This is a genomic window from Archangium primigenium (assembly GCF_016904885.1).
GTDB classification, from domain to species: domain Bacteria; phylum Myxococcota; class Myxococcia; order Myxococcales; family Myxococcaceae; genus Cystobacter; species Cystobacter primigenius.
In genome coordinates, this window is the sequence record NZ_JADWYI010000001.1 from 7927051 (window position 1) to 7944347 (window position 17297).

Consider the following 17297-nt stretch of genomic DNA (forward strand, 5'->3'; position numbering starts at 1 on the left):
ACAAACTAGGCACGGGCCCTCGCGAAAAAAGCATCCCGGGCGGGGGCCCACCGAGGGCAGATTTCTTCCCTGCCCGGGATACCGCGGTGCCGTCCTACCGCCCCCGCGCCGCCTTGCGAGGGGGCGACTCGTCCGGGAACAGGGAGCGCAGCACCCGACCCGTGGCCGTCTTGAGCCGGGACACCTCGCGAGGCGTGCCCTCGGCCACGACCCGGCCACCGGCCGCACCGCCCTCGGGGCCCAGCTCCACCACGTGGTCCGCCGAGGCGATGACGCTCGGGTGGTGCTCGATGACCACCAGCGTGTCGCCCCGGTCCACCAGCCGACGCAGGAAGGCGATGAGCTTGGACACGTCCCCCAGGTGCAGGCCCGTGGTGGGCTCGTCCAGCACGTACAGCGTGGGCTCGTGGCGCGTGGAGGCCGTCAGCTCCGAGGCCAGCTTGAGCCGCTGCGCCTCGCCGCCCGACAGGGTGTTGGAGCCCTGGCCGAGCTGCAGGTAGCCCACGCCCAGGTCCGACAGGCACGCGAGCGGCGCGGCCACCTTGGGCAGGGCGTGGAACACGTCCTTGGCCTCGTCGGCGGACAGACGCAGCGCGTCACCAATGGTGAGCCCGTGGTAGCGCACCTCGAGCGTGGCGGCGTCGAAGCGCGCCCCGCCGCACGCCTCGCAGGGCGTGACCACGTCCGGCAGGAAGGACATCTCGTGGGAGATGGCGCCCTGGCCGTCGCACGCGGTGCACCGGCCCCCCGACGCGGAGTTGAAGGAGAAGCGCGTGGGCCCGAAGCCCCGCACCTTCGCCTCCGGGGTGGCGGCGAACGCCCGCCGCAGCTCGTCCCACACGCCCAGGAAGGTGGCGGGCACCGAGCGCGGCGTGCGGCCGATGGGCGACTGGTCCACCGACAGCACCCGGCGGATGGCGTCCACGCCCGTGAGGGACTTGTAGGCGCCCGGCCGCGCCGTCACCAGGCCCAGCTCCTCGCGCAGCGCGGGGTAGAGCACCTGCCGCACGAGCGTGCTCTTGCCCGAGCCCGACACGCCCGACACCACGGTGAGCCGACCCACCGGGATGCGCAGGTCCACGTCCTGGAGGTTGTGGATGCTCGCGCCCTTGAGGTCGATCCACTTCGTGGGCGCGCCGCGCGCGGGGCCCGCCAGCACCGCGGGCTCCCGCAGGGCCCGGGCCGTGGGGGCGTCCTCGTTCTGGAGCACCTGCTCCGGCGGGCCCTCGGCGAGGATGCGGCCACCGCCCCGGCCTCCGGTGGGGCCGAGCTCGATGAGGTGATCCGCCGCGCGGATGGTGTCCGTGTCGTGCTCCACCACCAGCACGGTGGAGCCCGTGTGCACGAGCTCGCGCAGGTTGGTGAGCAGCCGGTGGGTGTCGCGCGGGTGCAGGCCGATGGTGGGCTCGTCCAGCACGTACATGGCGCCCGTGAGGCCCGCGCCCAGCTGCGCCGACAGCCGCAGCCGCTGCATCTCGCCGCCCGAGAGCGTGGCGGCGTTGCGGTCCAACGACAGGTAGCCCAGGCCCACCCGCTCGAGGAACTCCATGCGCCGCAAGAGCTCCTGGCGCGACGGCTCGCCGATCAGCGCCCGGTCCCCCTTGAACTTCCACTCGCGCACCCGGGCGAGCGTGGAGGACACGGAGCGCTGCACCACCTCGTGGTAGCGCGAGCCCTCCAGCCGCACGGCACGGGGAATGGGCTCCAGCCGCGAGCCCTCGCACGTCTCGCAGCGCTCGGTGTGGCCCTCGGCCAGCGCCTCGGGACCGCCCTGGATGCCCGTGCCCTCGCACGCCTCGCACCGGCCCTGCTTCGTGTTGAAGGAGAACCAGCGCGGATCCAGCTCCGGCACGGAGAAGCCACATGTGGGGCAGGTGCGCTCGCTCGACAGGAGCGTCTCCTTGGTGCCCACGCGCGCCTTGAGCGCGCCCTTGCCCCAGCCGAGCGCCTTGTCGAACACCTCGCGCGGCAGCTTGGACAGCCGGCCCTCGTACAGGACGAGGTCGATGTCGTGCTCGCGCGTCTTGGCGAGCGCGGGCGGCCGGTCGTTGAAGACCTCCTTACCGTCGGCGATGGCCTTCTCGATGCCCGCGCGGGCCGCGGCGGTGAAGACGTCCAGGTAGGTGCCCTTGCGCGCGCGCACCACCGGGGCCAGCAGCGCGCCCTCGCCCTTCATGGCGATGAGCTGCGCGTACATGGCCTCGGGTGAGGTGGCGGCGATGGGCGTGTCGTCGTTGGGGCAGTGGGCCTGCCCGAGCTTGGCGAACAACAGGCGCAGGTAGTGGGCCACCTCGGTGACGGTGGCCACGGTGCTGGTGCCTCCCGCGCGCGAGGTGCGCTGCTCAAGCGCCACGGACGGCGGCAGGCTGCCGATGCGCTCCACGTCCGGCCGGGGCATGGTGGGCAGGAACTGGCGCGCGTAGGGGGTGAGCGTCTCCAGGAAGCGGCGCTGGCCCTCGGCGAACACCACGTCGAACACGAGCGAGCTCTTGCCCGAGCCGCTCGGCCCCGTCACCACCGTCATCTTCCCCAGGGGGATGCGGCACGACACGTCCTGGAGGTTGTGCTCGCGCGCGTGGTCCACCTCGATGGCGGGCGGCGCGTCCGCCGTGCCCTTGACCTTGCGCGGCGGCACCACCACCTCGGGCAGCTCGCCGCGCAGCGCCGCCGCGGTGAGCCCGGGGCCCTTGGCCACCTCCGCCGGGGTGCCCTCGACCACCAGGCGTCCGCCGTTGCGGCCACCGCCCGGCCCCAGGTCGATGATCCAGTCCGCGCCGCGCATGACGACCAGGTCATGGTCCACCACGAGCACGCTGGCGCCCTGCTCCACCAGCGCGTGCAGCGCGGCGAGCACCCGGCGCACGTCCGCGTCGTGCAGGCCGGCGCTGGGCTCGTCGATGAGGAAGAGCGAGTCCTTCGCCTCACTGGCCAGGGCGCGCGCGAGCTTGAGGCGCTGGGCCTCGCCGCCGGACAGCGTGGACAGGGGCTGGCCGAGCGTCAGGTAGCCCAGGCCCAGCGTGGACACGGGCCCGAGCGCGCGCCGCAGGGCCTTGTCGTCGCCGAAGCGCGCGAGCACGTCGTCCACGGTGGCCTCCAGCACGTCCGCCACGGACAAGCCCTGGTGGCGGATGGCGAGCACCTCTTCCTTGAAGCGGCGGCCCCGGCACACCGGGCACAGGAGCGACACGTCGGCGAGGAACTGCATCTCCACCGTCTCGTAGCCCTCGCCCGAGCAGGCCTCGCAGCGCCCCTTGTCCACGTTGAAGGAGAAGTGCGCCGAGGTGAGGCCGCGCACCTCGGCCTCGGGCTCGGAGGCGAAGCGCTCGCGCAGCCGGTCCCACGCCTTGGTGTACGTGGCCGCGTTGCCGCGCGAGGTGCGCCCCAGCGGGGACTGGTCCACGAAGGTGACGCTGCCCACGGCCTCCAGGCCGTCCACGCCGTCGGCCTCGCCGGGCACCTCGGCGTCCTTCTCACCCAGGGCGCGCGCCAGGTGCCGGTGGATGATTTCATCCATCAGCGTGCTCTTGCCCGAGCCGCTGGGCCCGGTGATGGCGCACAGCACGCCGAGCGGCACGCGCACGGACACGCCCTGGAGGTTGTGGGCGCGGGCGTTGCGCACCACGAGCTCGCCCTTGCGCGGACGGGGCGTGTGCTTCACCTCGCCCGAGCCCGACAGGAGGCGACCGGTGGGCAGGTCGGCGCGTTTGGCCAGCGCCTTGGGCGTGCCGTCGAAGCACAACGTGCCGCCGTGCTTGCCCGCGCCGGGGCCCAGCTCCAGCACGCGGTGCGCGGAGCGGACCACGAGCGGATCATGCTCGATGACCAGGGCGATGTTGCCGCGCGTGGCCAGCTCCGCCATGGCGCCGGTGAGCGGCCCCACGTCCGCGGGGTGCAGGCCCACCGTGGGCTCGTCCAGCACGAAGAGCGCGCCGGTGAGCGAGGTGCCCAGGGCGGCGGTGAGCGACACCCGCTGGGCCTCGCCGCCGGACAGCGTGCGCGCCGGCCGGTCCAGGGTGAGGTAGCCCAGGCCCACCCGCTCCAGGTAGCCCAGGCGGCCCGCCAGCTCGCGGCGCACCAGCTCGCCCTGGCCCGTCTGGACCTTGAGGCCGTCCAGGCGCGCACGCGCGTCCGACAGCTCCAGCCCGTGCCAGTGGGCCAGGTTCAAGCCGCCCACGCGCCAGGCCAGCGCGGCCTCGTTCAGGCGCGCGCCCTTGCAGTCCGGGCACAACGAATAGGCGCGGTAGCGCGAGAGCAAGACGCGCACGTGCATCTTGTACGTGCGGCCCTCCATCCAGCGGAACCACGCGCGCACGCCCGGGTAGACGCGGCCCCCGTCGTAGTCGCCCGCGCCCTGGAGGATCTTCTCGCGCTGGGCGGCGGTGAGCTTGCCCCAGGCCACGTCCGTGGGGATGCGCTGCTCGCGCGCGTAGGCGAGCATCATCTTGCGCTCCCACTCGGACGACTTGCCCGTCCAGGGGCGCAGGGCCCCCTTGTCCAGGCTGAGGTTCGGGTTGGGGATGACCTTGTCCCAGTCGATGCCGATGGTGCGGCCGAAGCCCCGACACGTGAGGCACGCGCCCGTGGGCGACTGGTAGCTGAAGAGTCCCGGCCGGGCCTGCTCGAACTCACGCGCGCACTTCGGGCACACCAGACCCCGGCGGATGCGTCGCGGCCCCGCGGGCGTGAAGGCCACCGCCTCGCCGTTGGCCTGCGCCCACGCCGTCTCCAGCGCCGCCGTCACCCGGCTCAGCTGCGACTTCACCAGCTTCACCCGGTCCACCACCACGTGCGCCACGCCCGCCGAGTCCGTGGCCTCGCTCGGCTTGAGCGACTCCAGCTCCGCCACCTCGCCGCGCACCATCACCCGGTGGAAGCCGTCCTTGAGCAGCCGCGCCCGCACGCCGATGAACTCCGCGGTGTCCGCGATGCGCACCGGAAACGTGAGCACCGTGGGCGCCTCGGGCTCGGCGTCCAGGGTGGCCTGGGCCGCCACGCGCGCGTCCGTGCGCACCGCCTCCACCCCGCACTGGGAGCAAATCGGCATCGCCTCGCGCGTGAAGAGCGCGGACAGGTACGCCTCCACGTCGGCCAGCGTGGCCACGGTGGAGCGCGAGCTCTTCACGGGGGCGCGCCGGTCCACGGCCACTCCGGCGGCCACGGGCTCCAGGGCGTCCATGGGCGGGCGCTCCAGCCGCTCGAGGAACTGGCGGGCGTAGGGGCTGAAGCTCTCGACGAAGCGGCGCTGACCCTCGGCATACAGGGTGTCGAGCGCCAGGCTGGACTTGCCGGAGCCGGAGATGCCGGTGAGGCAGACCAGCTCGCCCTCCGCGAGATCCACCGACAAGGACTGGAGGTTGTGGGTGCGCGCGCCCACGAGGTGAGTCTTGTGCATAGACCGGCGGTGTTTAACGGCACACGTCGGGCCCGCCAACGGAATCCGTGACGTGGGGTGACGCCTGCCCGCTCGTCCTGCGCGCACCCGGGAGTCGCTACCATGGACTCCCCCTCTTCCACCCCAGGAGAGACCCCCCCATGAGCGTTCGCATCAACCTGCTGGCCCCGGAGATCCGCGCCAACCCCTACCCCTTCTACGCCCGGCTGCGCCGCGAGGCCCCGGTGAGTCAGGTGGACCCGGGCGGCCTGTGGGCGGTGACGCGCTACGAGGACGTGCTGCACGTGCTCAAGCACCCCCAGCTCTTCTCCTCCGAGGGCTTCCGCCAGGCCTACCGCCCGGGGTGGATCTCCAACTACCCGCTCGCGGACTCGGTGCTGGTGATGGACCCACCGCGTCACACCCGGCTGCGCGCGCTCATCAACCGCGCCTTCGGGGCCTCGGTGCTCACGCGCATCGAGCCGCGCGTGCGGGAACTCGCCGCGCGCATCGTCGCGGCGCTGCCCGAGGAGCAGGAGGTGGACTTCGTGGCGGCCTGGTCCGTGCCCATGCCCATGGGGGTGCTGGGCGAGCTGCTCGGGCTGAGCCCCGAGTTGCACCCGCGCCTCATCCGCTGGGCGCAGCACTTCGCCCAGTTCACGAGCATTGGCCCGGACGACCCCGAGCGGCAGCAGGCCATGCGCGACACGGTGGACGAGGCGCGCGGCCACTTCCAGCAGGTGCTGGACGAGCGGCGGCGCCACCCCGGGGACGATCTGATGAGCGACCTGCTGCGGGCCCAGGTGGAGGGCGAGTCCCTGTCGGACACCGAGCTGCTGGGCTTCATGGTCCTGCTGCTCATCGGCGGCCTGGAGACGACCCTGCACCTGCTGAGCCACACCGCCCTGCGCTTGCGGTTGCAGCCGGAGTTGATGACGCGGCTGCGCGAGCAGCCCGCGCTCGTGCCGCGCTTCGTGGAGGAGGCGCTGCGCCACGAGCCGCCGGCGCACGGCGTGCTGCGGCTGACGAGCGAGGAGACGGAGCTGGGCGGGGTGCGGCTGCCCCGGGGCGCGCGGCTGCTGCTGCTCATGGGCGCGGCCACCCGGGACGAGGCCTACTGCGAGGACCCCGAGCGCTTCGACCCGACCCGCACCGCGCCCCAGAACCTGCCCTTCGGCCATGGCATCCACTTCTGCCTCGGCTCGCAGCTCGCGCGGCTGGAGGCACGCCTGTCCCTGGAGGCGCTCGTCGCCCGCTTCGGTCGGCTGTCCGCGGGCGCCGAGCCCCTCACGTGGAACAGCTCGCTCATCGTGCGCGGCCCGGCCCGCCTGCCCCTGGTGGCGCACCGGGACTGAGCCCGCGCCCGCCTGGCTGCCCGGTCTGCATCGGGACACCCGAGGCCTCCTGTCTGCTGCAACCCGGGGCCGTGCCCATGCTGTGGACAGGAGGACACCCCATGTCCGACGTCGACACCGGATTTCCCGTGGTCCAGGAGGCCGCCGCCCAGGCCATCTCCTCGCTGGCGCTCCTGGAGATGCCGCATCGCCAGGGCGTCGGGTTCCTGTTGTCCCCTGGAGGCGTGCTCGTCACCAACCTCCACGTGGTCGCGGGGGCCGAGGAGCTCTCCGTCCTGCTCTCCGACGGGCGCTTCCTGTCCGTGGAGCACGTCATCGCCTTCGACGAGAAGCGGGACCTGGCCCTCTTCCAACTTCCGGTGCGCGGAGTCGAGGCGCTGCGGCCCGACGCCCACGCCCCGCCCCGCGAGGGCGCCCCCCTCTTCATCCTCCACCCGAGCCCGGACGGCCAGCTGCGCCTGCTGGAGACGCGCGTGCACGCCGTCCAGGAACTCGACGACACCCTCACCTTCCTCGAATTGGAGGGCGCGCTGCCGGAGGAGTCCTCGGGCAGTCCCGCCTTCGATGCCTCGGGGGCCTGGGTGGGCGTGGCCACGTGTGCCTTCGCGGATGGACGGCCCGTCACCATCGTCATCCCCTCGGGCTACGTGCTGCCCCTGTTGGAGCAGCCGGGCACCCACCCGTTGTCCACGCTCGGGCAGGCGCGCCCCGCGGCGTCCCGGCAGCGACAGGTGCCCCATCACTCGCTCGCCCTGTTGGAGGGGTGCGGCCCGGATGTGCTCGAGGAGGTGGCGCTCACGCTCCTGCAGTCCATCCAGCTCGGCGCGCCCCTCTACAACCGCGGAGACCCCGCGGCGTGCTACCAGCTCTATGCCCGCGCCGCCGAGAAGCTCCTCCGGGAACGGACGGACTGTCCGGGCGTCCAATCGGCCCTGCGGCAGGGCCTGGAGCGCTGCGCCCGGCTGGATGGCGCGGACGGACGGGCCTGGGCCCTGCGCGACACCTTCGACGGGCTCATCCAGGTCATCGACCGGTGGCTGCGTGCCCAGGCGGCGCTCGTCACGCGGGTGGCGCCCCGCGACTACCTGCAATAGCCCGTCGCCAGCGGACGTCCGCTACCCATGATAGGACACCGAGGAGCCGCGAGGCGCGTCCCCTCCCCCCGGGCGCGCCTCCCTTTCCGAGAGGAACACATGCGCGCCCTGCTGGTGCCATCCGCGAGCACCGACCTGACCTCCGTGGAGCGGCTCATGCGCCAGATCGGCATGGTGCCCACCCGGGTCAGGGACGAGGAGGGCGCCGTCGCCGCGTTCGCGCACCACCCCTTCCCCATGGTCGTCATGGGCATGGATGACCAGGGCGACCGCATCGTGCTCGTGCGCGCGCTCCGGGCCAGCGTGCGCGGCTCCCAGACGGCGCTGGTGCTCGTGGCCAACCCCGAGCAGTTGGAGCTGCTGCCCCCCCTGCTGGACGCGGGCGTGGACGAGTTCTTGTCGCTGCCGCTGGACGAGCCCACCACCCTCCACCGGCTGCGGCTCGCCCGACGCCGGGCGTCCGAGCGGCCCGCGCCCCTGCCCGAGGACTTCGAGCTGGACGGCCTGTGCGCGGTGCTGCTGCGCGAGAGTCCCCTGCCCACCTGCATCACCACGCGCGAGGGCAACGCCTTCGTCGAGGTGAACGAGGCCTTCACGCGGCTGTTCGGCTACTCGCGCGAGGAGATGCTCTGGCGCACCCCGCGCGACCTGAACCTGTGGGAGTCGCCCATCGAGCAGGAGCGCATGGCGGCGCGCATGCGCGAGCAGGGCATCGTCCGGGGCGCCGAGGCGCGCATGCGCACCAAGCAGGGCGAGCTGCGCGACGTGCTCGTCTACGTGGGCATCGCCGAGTACGCGGGCACCCCGCACATCGTCTCCCTCTTCCCGGACGTCACCGAGCGCAAACAGCTCCAGGCGCGCCTGCAGCTCGCCGACCGGATGGCCTCGGTGGGCACGCTGGCCGCGGGCGTGGCGCACGAGATCAACAACCCCCTGGCCTACGTGACGGCCAACCTCGGCTACGTGCACGCGGAGCTGACGCGGCAGTTGGACCGCGGCACCACGACGCTCAAGCCCGTGTGCGCCGCGCTCGACGAGGCCCTGCAGGGCGCGGACCGGGTGCAGCACATCGTGGGCGACTTGAAGACGTTCTCGCGCGAGACCCAGGAGAAGCTCCAGGCGGTGAACGTGGGCAAGGTGCTCGACTCCACGCTCAACCTGGCCTCCGCGGAGATCCGCCACCGGGCGCGGCTGGTGAAGGCGTACGGCGACAACGTGCCGGCGGTGCACGGCAACCACTCGCGCCTGGGCCAGGTGTTCCTCAACCTGCTGGTCAACGCCGTGCAGTCGCTGCCCTCGGACGGAGACGCCGAGCAGCATGAAATCCGCGTCACCACGCGTCCGCACGCGGACGGGCGGGTGGTGGTGGAGATCTCCGACACGGGCGCGGGCATCGCCCCGGAGCTGATGGGCCGCATCTTCGATCCGTTCTTCACCACCAAGGCCCCCGGCACGGGCACGGGCCTGGGGCTGTCCATCTGCCACAACCTCATCACCGCCATGGGCGGCGAGCTGCACGTGCAGAGCGACCTGGGCCGGGGCACCACCTTCCAGGTGCTCCTGCCCGCCTCCCAGCTGGAGTTCGTGCCGGAGCAGGAGCGCGCGCCGCTGCCCGACTACGAGGGCGGCCCCCGCTGCCGGGTGCTCGTCATCGACGACGAGCCGCTGCTGTGCTCGGCGGTGGAGCGCATCCTGGGGCCCCACCACGACGTGGAGTTCACCACCCTGGCGGCCGAGGTCCTGCCCCGCCTGGAGGCCGGGGAGCGCTTCGACCTCATCCTCTGCGACCTGATGATGCCGCGCATGAACGGCATGGACTTCCACGCGGCGCTGCACCGGCTGCGGCCGGAGCTCACGGGCCGGGTCATCTTCCTCACCGGCGGCGCGTTCACCCCCCAGGCCCGCTCCTTCCTCGAGCGCATCCCCAACCGCCGGGTGGAGAAGCCCTTCAACGCGCGCGCCCTCCTGGAGGTCACCCGCGAGGTGCTCGCCTCGGTGGGGTGACACGCCCCGGGCGCGCCGCGGGCAGGGGCTCAGCCGGCATCGCGACGAGGACACACACGAACACGAACGCGCGGACGCTCCCCCCCATCAGCGTCATCTTGAGAATGGCTTGGATCTGCTTGATCACCTCGGGGCTTCCCCCCCCGAGCACCGAGAAGAAGCTCACGAGCAGCATGACGACGATCGCGAGGCTCAGGGTCATGGCGGACAGCCCGTAAGACCTTCTGTTGCGCGACGTCGAGCGCAGCAGCATCCCGGGCCAGAACATCGTGAGCCCGACGGCCCCCAGGCACCCGACCGTGATCTGCCACGGCACCTGCCAGGAGAGGACCGCGCCGGTCTCGACCACCCCCCAGGCGAGGAGGAAGGAACCCACGACGGTGCGCCACGACGTCCTTGCCTGGGCCCCACCGGCGTCCAGGGCCCGCGGCTTCGCGACAGCGGCGGACTGAGTCACGCGCACGTGCTGGAGCACCTTCTGGCCATGAGGGGACAGCTCGCGGGCAGGGGCCGCCCCGAGCGCCAGCAACGCCTGAGCGGCCGTCTCGTCCACCCGGCGACCATCGCCGCCCCGCAGGCCCCCGAGCATCGGGTCGTCGAGGATGCGGTACAGCACGTCCGCGCGCAGGCGCGGCTCCTCCCGCGGCGACACCGGGCGCGACATGGCCTCCAGGAGCGCGTCGACGTCCGCGCGCGTCGCATCGAGGGCTCGGGCCCGCTCCCTCAGGACGGCGAGCGAGCGCGGCACGGAAGAGGGGGCGGGGGTGGTCGTCATGGACGCCCCGACGATAGACGGAGCCCTTCCCGCGCTCCAATACGGGAGGGCTACCGCCGCCCGGAGAACGGCGGGGGGGCGTCATTCACCGCCCCGCGCAGGCCTCCGAGCACGAGGGCCCGGAAGAATCCGCCCGCCACCAACCCGATGAAGTAGTGCCCGCAGCGCCGCCCCTGTTCGCCCCCCAGCACGACCGAGCAGATCAAGGCGACGGGCGCGCACGCGAACAGGAAGAACATCACCGGACGCACGAGCGCCCGGCACCGGGCATACAGCCCGCGGTGGCGCTCCACGCGGAAGAGCCACAACACCCCCCCGGGGCCGATGACGGTGAGGGCACTCAAGGCCCGGCAGATCCAGACCGCCGCCCTGCCCTCGTCCCCGACCAGCCAGGACGGACCCAGGCGCAGCTCGACGAGTCCCAGGAGCACGGCGATGAGGCCCAGGAGGGGGCGCCGGTTTCCCTCCGCGGCGCCGCCCCGGGAGTCCTCGGGAAACGCGTCGAACGCCTCGAGCGATCGCCCCTGGGCCCGCGCCCGCGCGCGCATCCGTCGAAGGTTGCGTGCGGACGGGACGGTGCGATTGAAGGGGGTGTTCTTCCGGGAGGTCGTCATGGAGCCCTCCCCACGATAGACAGACGGATGGCCGCGCTCCACCCCCTCGCGGACAGAGCGCTACCGCTTGACGGCCGTTCGATTCCGCGAGGACGCCACCGCCAACACCGCGCCACACACGCCCAGGTAGACGAACACGCGGACAAGCCCCCACCCAAGCACCCGGGTGATGAAGGCCTCGAGTGGCGCCTTCACCGCCAGAGTTCCACCGAAGCGCGAGGCGAGCACCGCCAAGGTCACCCCGAGGACGAGGCCCCCGAGCGCCACGAGGAAGGGCTTGTAGAAGCCACGGTTCCGGGCCGCCACGTGCCAGCACATCAGGAGTTCGGGGCCCACCACCACGAGGAAGCCTCCCACCAGGACCCCGCCACCGGACCGCCACATCTCGCGGCTCTCGGGCCAGAAGAGGATCAAGAGGAGCTCGAACCAGCCCCAGGCGACAAGAATGACGGCCAAGGCGGTACGCCAGGGCGACTCGCGATCGTTGACGGACATGGGGCGTCCACTCTAAGCAGCGGAGGTCCCGCCCTCCAACTCAGGCGGACAGCGCCTCGGTGTCCATGCGCGCGAGGGACAGGCCCAGGCCCCGGTACAGCTCGCGCAGACCGTGGACCTTGTACTCCACCTGGCGCAGCGCCCAATCGTCATAGGCCGCCAGGAGGGGCGCCTCCAGGAAGGGCCGTGCGAGGCACGCGCGCAGCGTCTCGGCGGCGGTGATGCCCGAGCGCAGCGCGAAGAACACGCCCTGCCCCGCCGCCGGATCGAACACCGCCGCCGCGTCACCCACCACCAGGCAGCCCGGCTTCACCAACGGCCGCATCGCCCGCCAGCTCACGTCCATGCCCCGGCGAGGCAGCACCGTCGGCAATCCCGCCAGGTGCGCGGGCAGCGCGGGCGGCGGCTGCCCCCGGGGCGCGAGCAGCGTCCAGGTCGACACCTCCGGTCCCACGCGCGCCGTCCAGAGCCAACCCTCGCCCCGCCGCTCGAAACGCGCGGCCCCGTCCTCGTCCACCGGCCCTCCGGCGACCTCCCCCCGCCAGGCGACCAGCGGCGCCGAGTAACACTCGCGCCGCAGGCCCAGCCACCGCTCGGCCCCGTGCTGGCGGCCCGTCGCGTCGATGACCCACCGGGCCGCCACCGCCCCCTCGTCCAGGAGCACCCCCGCCGCCCGCGCCCCCTCCCGCCGCAAGCCCCGGACCGTCACCCCCCGGCGGACCTCCACGCCCAGGGCCACCGCGCGCGCCTCCAGCAACGCCTCGAAGCGGTCGCGGTGGATGTGGAAGCCCAACCACGGCCCGCGCGCATCCGCCCCGAAGCGGTCGAGCCGACCCGCCACCCGGATGCCGGTATACCGGGGCCAGTCCACGCCCCGGAACGCCGCCCCCACCCCGAGCCGCTCGAGCAGCGTTTCACAGCCGGGATGCAGGCTCTCCGCGGGAGCGGCCCGGGGTGCCCCGTGGCGCTCGCAGACGAGGACCCGGAGGCCCGCCTCCGCGAGCACGATGGCCGAGGCGAGGCCCGCGGGGCCCGCCCCCACCACGACGACGTCCACGGTTGAGGTCTGGAATGCGGTCATGGTGAGGGCTCCTTCACACAACGGGGTGGAACGTCAGGCCGGCAGGGTGCGCAGCGAGGTGCGGACCACGCCGTCCACCGTCACCTCGCAGCGGTAGATGGTCGGCTGGATGGCCTGCCAGGAGCGGTCGTACTGGCCGGAGACGTCCTCGGGGTTGTCCTTCGTGGTCAGCGCGTACTCGAACAGGTAGCCCCGGCCCTCCAGCTCGCTGCCGGGCACCGTGTCCCAGTCGCGCTCCTCGGCGGTGATCATCCAGTAGTTGGTGGTGTTCACCTGCGCGGTGCCGTGGGGCTTCTGGTCGAGGGTCTCGATGCACTTGCGGTGGCACGCCATGCGCTCGATGAGCACGTCGCTGGTGAGGTCCGCGAAGAGCGCCCGGCCAAACCGCTGGTCCAACGAGGCGGTGATGTAGTCGGTGTGGCTGAGGTTGCCGTAGTTCACCCCCGCCCGCGCCCCGTGCGCCTGGAAGAAGGGCCCGTAGCCCCCGTCCCAGCCCGGCTCGGACTTCACCTGGCCCGACAGCACCTCCGGGTGCTGGGGATGGTGGCCGAGCTCCCGATCCAGCAGCAGGATGGACGTGGGCGTGTCCACGCGGTGGAACGTGCGCGCCGCGTCCGGGGAGGCCGAGGGCCAGAAGCCATTGGCCGCCGAGCAGAACTTCACGTCCTCGGGGTACGGCGAGCCCAGGCCGAAGGTCGTGTAGTACAGCCCGTGCTCGAACAGCCCCTCCTTCTTCACGCCCTCGCGGTCATCGGCCACGGTGACGTCCCAGCCGGGGAAGAACTCGTGGGAGCCCGCGTCCGGCAGGAAGTGGGTGGAGTAGACCAGGGGCTGCTTCTCGGGAGGCCGGTTGGGTCCACCGTACGGCCGACCCACCACCGCCACCACCGAGTCATCCACGCCGAAGGCCCGCGTGTCGCTCGGGATGCCATTGCGCTGCGGCAGGCGGATGTGCGGGTTCACGTAGTGGCGGCCCTCGCACAGGGGCTGCGCGCTGCCCTCCTCGAACTGGTTGGGGTGCTTCTCGGTCCAGTCCTCCAGGTCGAGCTCGGTGGCGCGCGGGAAGAAGCTCGGCGCGGCGACCACGGAGAACGCGGGCCGCGCGGGCAGGTCCCGGCCGAGCCCATCGACGAACGCCGCCACACAGCCGTCGCACACGCCGTCCTCGAACAGCGCCGCCTCGTAGTCGCCCGCGTCGATCTTGTTCGCCAGCCCGCCGTAGGAGGGGAACTCCTGGTTCAGGTCCGTCATGCTCTGGTCCGGGTTGACCTGCCGCCGGATGTGGACGAACTCGGGGGCATTGCGCGGCACGACGTTCTTCAGGTGGAGCAGGTCCTGCACCTTCTCCGCGGCGGCATCCAGGCGGCTGCCGAGGATCATGAACGCGGTGTAGTGCCGGTTGATGGGCTGGCCGAGCAGGTTGTCGCGCGGCGGCACGATGAAGCGGGCGCGCTCCTTGACACCCGTCCTGGAGTTGACCTGCCACGCCTCGCGGACGAGCGGCCCCGGAGGCGCGCTGATCATCACCGTGGCGCCCACGGGCGTCATGCGCACGAGCTCCGGATCCGGGCTCTCGCGGAAGTAGGGCGCGCGGTGGATGTCCAGGCCGTCCGGCACCCGAGCCCCCGGCGCGCGCTGGATGATGCGCCGGATCTTCTCGCTGCGGTGGGACTCGGCGAACTGGACCGAGAGCGTGCGGCCCGGAACGCACTCGGCGCCGGCGAAGAGCTTGCGGATGGGATAGAGGAACTTGCGCCCGGCATCCCCCGCCACCTCGTCGCCCAGCAGCGACATCTGGTCATGCGCGCCCGAGCGCCACTTGGCGAGGAAGACGCCGTAGCGCGCGGGCAGCACGGCGATGTTGCCCGGGTCGCCCGTGATGGGGGTGTAGGCGCGCTCGGGGGCCTTGTAGAGGGCCTCGCCGGTGCCCACGCGCGCCAGGCCCGTGCGGGAGAACGCGAGGTCGGCGTGCTGACGGTGCGTGCTCACCTCGCGGGCGCGGTACTCGTAGGCGAAGACGGCGACCACGGCGTCCTTCAGGTCCTCCTCGGAGAAGGGCGCCAGCGCGTAGATGTAGTTCTCCAGGCAGTCCAGGTCCGCCCAGGAGGGATAGGCGCTGTCGGGCAGCGCGGGGCGGACATCCGGGCTGGCCAGGGCGTGGTAGAGCAGGCTGCGCGCCGGGTCTCCCGGCTCGATGGCGCGTCGGCCCTGGGGCGCGAAGTCGTCGAACCCGTCGAGGGCGCGGTTGACGTTCAGGTCCCGGGACAGCTCGGCGGCGAGGTCCGCCGCGCAGATGTCCAGCCCCTGGGTCTCCAAGAGGTAGTTGCGCCACCCGGCCCGGCCCAGCTTGTCCAGCACGGTCTTCAGTTCACTCAGCAATGACATACACGCTCCCACGGTGCTCACGAGACAGCTCGTGACCACCCCAGAGCACGCGCCGTGCCAGGGCGGATTCCCAGGGAGACCCAGGGGAATCGACCCCGATCGCGGGGCCTGACACGGCGGCTGACACGTCAACGCGGGCCCATTGACCTGTCGACGCCGTTTCCGGACCCGCGCGGGCGACGAACGCGGCATGGACCCAACCGACCGAGGTTCATGGATAGCCTCGATGCGGACATGCCCATCCCACAGGAAAGCGCTTTAAAGCTTTCAGAACGCGCCCGACGACTTTCGAGGCCAAGTCTATCTGCCCGTAGACTGAGCTTGGCCCGCTGACGTGGCTCTCCCGCATTTTGTGTGCACGACGCGCTTGAGGCGTTCTCTGCTCGTCGGGGTGGCGGGCGTCCTTCCTCACGGAGCACATAAAGTGCGGGAGAGCCACAAAAGCGGGCCAGTCCCAGTTGGCCGCTTGGGACAGACGGCTAGACAGGTAGACCGTCGACTCAGCCCGCCTCCCACTCCAGCCGGTGGAGCGTCAGGGCCTCGGTCTTGCCCTTCACGAAGGTGGGACCCCGGGGCGTGACGGGCCAGTCGCGCTGGTGCCAACGCGCGTACGTCGCCTCGGTCAGCAAAATCTCGCCTTCCGCCGCGACGGAGCACACCCGACTGGCCACGTTGGTGGCGTCCCCGAGCGTGGCGTACTGGAGGTACTGCTCCGAGCCGATGTTGCCCGCCGCCACCCAGCCCGAGTTCAAGCCGATGTGGATGCGCAGCTCCGGCAGGCCGCGCTCCCGCCAGCGCGCGTTGAGCCCCACCAGCGCCCGCTGCATCTCCACGGCGGCCCGCACGGCCCGCTCCGCGTCGTCCGGGTGCGCGAAGGGCGCGCCCCACACCGCCATCAGCGCGTCCCCGATGTACTTCTCCAGCGTGCCCTCGTGCCGGAAGACGATCTCCGCCATCACCGGGAAGTAGTCGTTGAGCAGGTCCACCACCTGCCGGGGCGCGAGCGTGGAAGACAGTTCGGTGAAGGCGCTGATGTCCGAGAAGAGCACCGTCACCTCCGTTTCGATCGTCTCCAGCGGCCCCCCGCGCGTCATCGCCAGCTTCTTGAGCGTGGCGGGCGGAAAGAAGCGCAGGTAGGCGTTGCGCAGCACCGCCTCCTCCTCCAGCCGCCGCGCGAGCAGCGAGTTGTCCAGGGCGATCGCCGCCTGGTTGGCGAACGCGGTGAGGAACTCCAGGTCCTCCTCGCCAAAGCCATCCACGCGCGACAGGTGGTCCACGTACAGCACGCCCAGCACCTCGTCCCGGGGCTTGAGCGGCGCGCACATGGAGGCCCGGATGGACTGGAGCACCACCGACTGGGCGTCGTTGAGTCGGGGGTCCATCCACGCGTCGGAGAAGAGCGCCGCCAGGCTGTGCGTGCGCACGTAGTCCACGATGCGCTGGCTGTAGAAGGGCCCCGAGGGCACCTCGCCATTGGCCCTCCGCGCCACGCGCGGCCGCAGCGCCCCCGTCTCCGGGTCCACCAAGAGCAGCGCCACCCGGTCCACCGCCATGATTTGAAAGACGAGCTCCACGATGCGCTCGAGCAGCGCCTCGATGTGCCCGGGCGAGGACAAGAGCTGGCTCACCTTGAGCAACACCTGGAGCTTCTCGCTCGCCCGGCCCTCCTGGTTCGACTGCCGCACCTTGAGCACCGAGCGCGGCGAGGCCTGCGCCTCGGCCAGCAGTTCGCCCATGCTCCCCGGAGACAGCCGCGTGCGCAGCGACTGCACCTGCGAGGGGGTCAGCTCCCGCGGTTTTTCCCGGGGCGTCACGAGCGTGAAGAGCACCTCGCCACAGCGGAAGGACTGGCCCACGCGCAGCAGGCAGCGCTCCACGCGGACCTCGTCCACGAAGGTGCCATTCTTGCTCTGCAGGTCCTCCAGCAGCACCTGCTCGCCCTGGCGCTCGAGCCGCGCGTGACGGCGCGACAGGCTCCCATGGAACACGCAGAGGGAGCTCTCCTGCGTGCGGCCAATGGTCACGCTGCCCTCGGGCAGCTCGAAGACGCGCTCGTCCATCCGGCCCGGATTCACGATGAGCTGTAGGGTGGGCGCCGACGTCATCCCCCGTGCCCCCCTGAC

General features: G+C 72.1%; 10 protein-coding genes. 3 read left to right on the forward strand and 7 right to left on the reverse strand.

The genetic code is table 11. The features are described 5' to 3' along the window. Positions 1-94: 94 nt before the first annotated feature. On the reverse strand, positions 95-5392 hold the full coding sequence (gene uvrA / locus I3V78_RS32590) for an excinuclease ABC subunit UvrA (protein WP_204493760.1): 5298 nt from the start codon (positions 5390-5392) through the stop codon (positions 95-97). A gap of 140 nt (positions 5393-5532) precedes the next feature. On the opposite strand from uvrA, the gene I3V78_RS32595 reads away from it, so the two are divergent. The 3 genes from I3V78_RS32595 (at position 5533) to I3V78_RS32605 (ending at position 9824) form a co-directional block, all read left to right on the forward strand. Further along, on the forward strand, positions 5533-6726 hold the full coding sequence (locus I3V78_RS32595) for a cytochrome P450 (protein WP_204493762.1): 1194 nt from the start codon (positions 5533-5535) through the stop codon (positions 6724-6726). Between the two features lie 101 nt (positions 6727-6827). Further along, positions 6828-7820, forward strand: coding sequence for a S1 family peptidase (locus I3V78_RS32600; RefSeq protein WP_204493764.1), 993 nt, complete (start codon positions 6828-6830; stop codon positions 7818-7820). Between the two features lie 99 nt (positions 7821-7919). Next, positions 7920-9824, forward strand: a complete 1905-nt coding sequence (locus I3V78_RS32605) for an ATP-binding protein (protein WP_204493766.1) — start codon at positions 7920-7922, stop codon at positions 9822-9824. On the opposite strand, the gene I3V78_RS32610 is transcribed toward I3V78_RS32605, so the two are convergent. From I3V78_RS32610 to I3V78_RS32635, 6 genes are all read right to left on the reverse strand, one after another. Beyond that, on the reverse strand, positions 9793-10599 hold the full coding sequence (locus I3V78_RS32610) for a hypothetical protein (RefSeq protein ID WP_204493768.1): 807 nt from the start codon (positions 10597-10599) through the stop codon (positions 9793-9795). The two genes, I3V78_RS32605 and I3V78_RS32610, sit on opposite strands and share 32 nt — an antisense overlap. A gap of 50 nt (positions 10600-10649) precedes the next feature. Beyond that, a complete protein-coding gene (locus I3V78_RS32615; RefSeq protein ID WP_204493770.1) occupies positions 10650-11213 on the reverse strand; it encodes a hypothetical protein in 564 nt (187 codons plus the stop codon). 60 nt (positions 11214-11273) lie between these two features. Continuing rightward, positions 11274-11708, reverse strand: coding sequence for a hypothetical protein (locus I3V78_RS32620; protein ID WP_204493772.1), 435 nt, complete (start codon positions 11706-11708; stop codon positions 11274-11276). A 40-nt stretch (positions 11709-11748) separates the two neighbouring features. Further along, the gene (locus I3V78_RS32625) at positions 11749-12789 is read right to left on the reverse strand and encodes an NAD(P)/FAD-dependent oxidoreductase (protein WP_204493774.1); all 1041 of its coding nucleotides are present in this window, start codon (positions 12787-12789) and stop codon (positions 11749-11751) included. 33 nt (positions 12790-12822) lie between these two features. Continuing rightward, on the reverse strand, positions 12823-15174 hold the full coding sequence (locus I3V78_RS32630) for a hypothetical protein (RefSeq protein ID WP_204493776.1): 2352 nt from the start codon (positions 15172-15174) through the stop codon (positions 12823-12825). A 500-nt stretch (positions 15175-15674) separates the two neighbouring features. Further along, on the reverse strand, positions 15675-17279 hold the full coding sequence (locus I3V78_RS32635; RefSeq protein ID WP_204493779.1) for an adenylate/guanylate cyclase domain-containing protein: 1605 nt from the start codon (positions 17277-17279) through the stop codon (positions 15675-15677). Positions 17280-17297 lie beyond the last annotated feature (18 nt).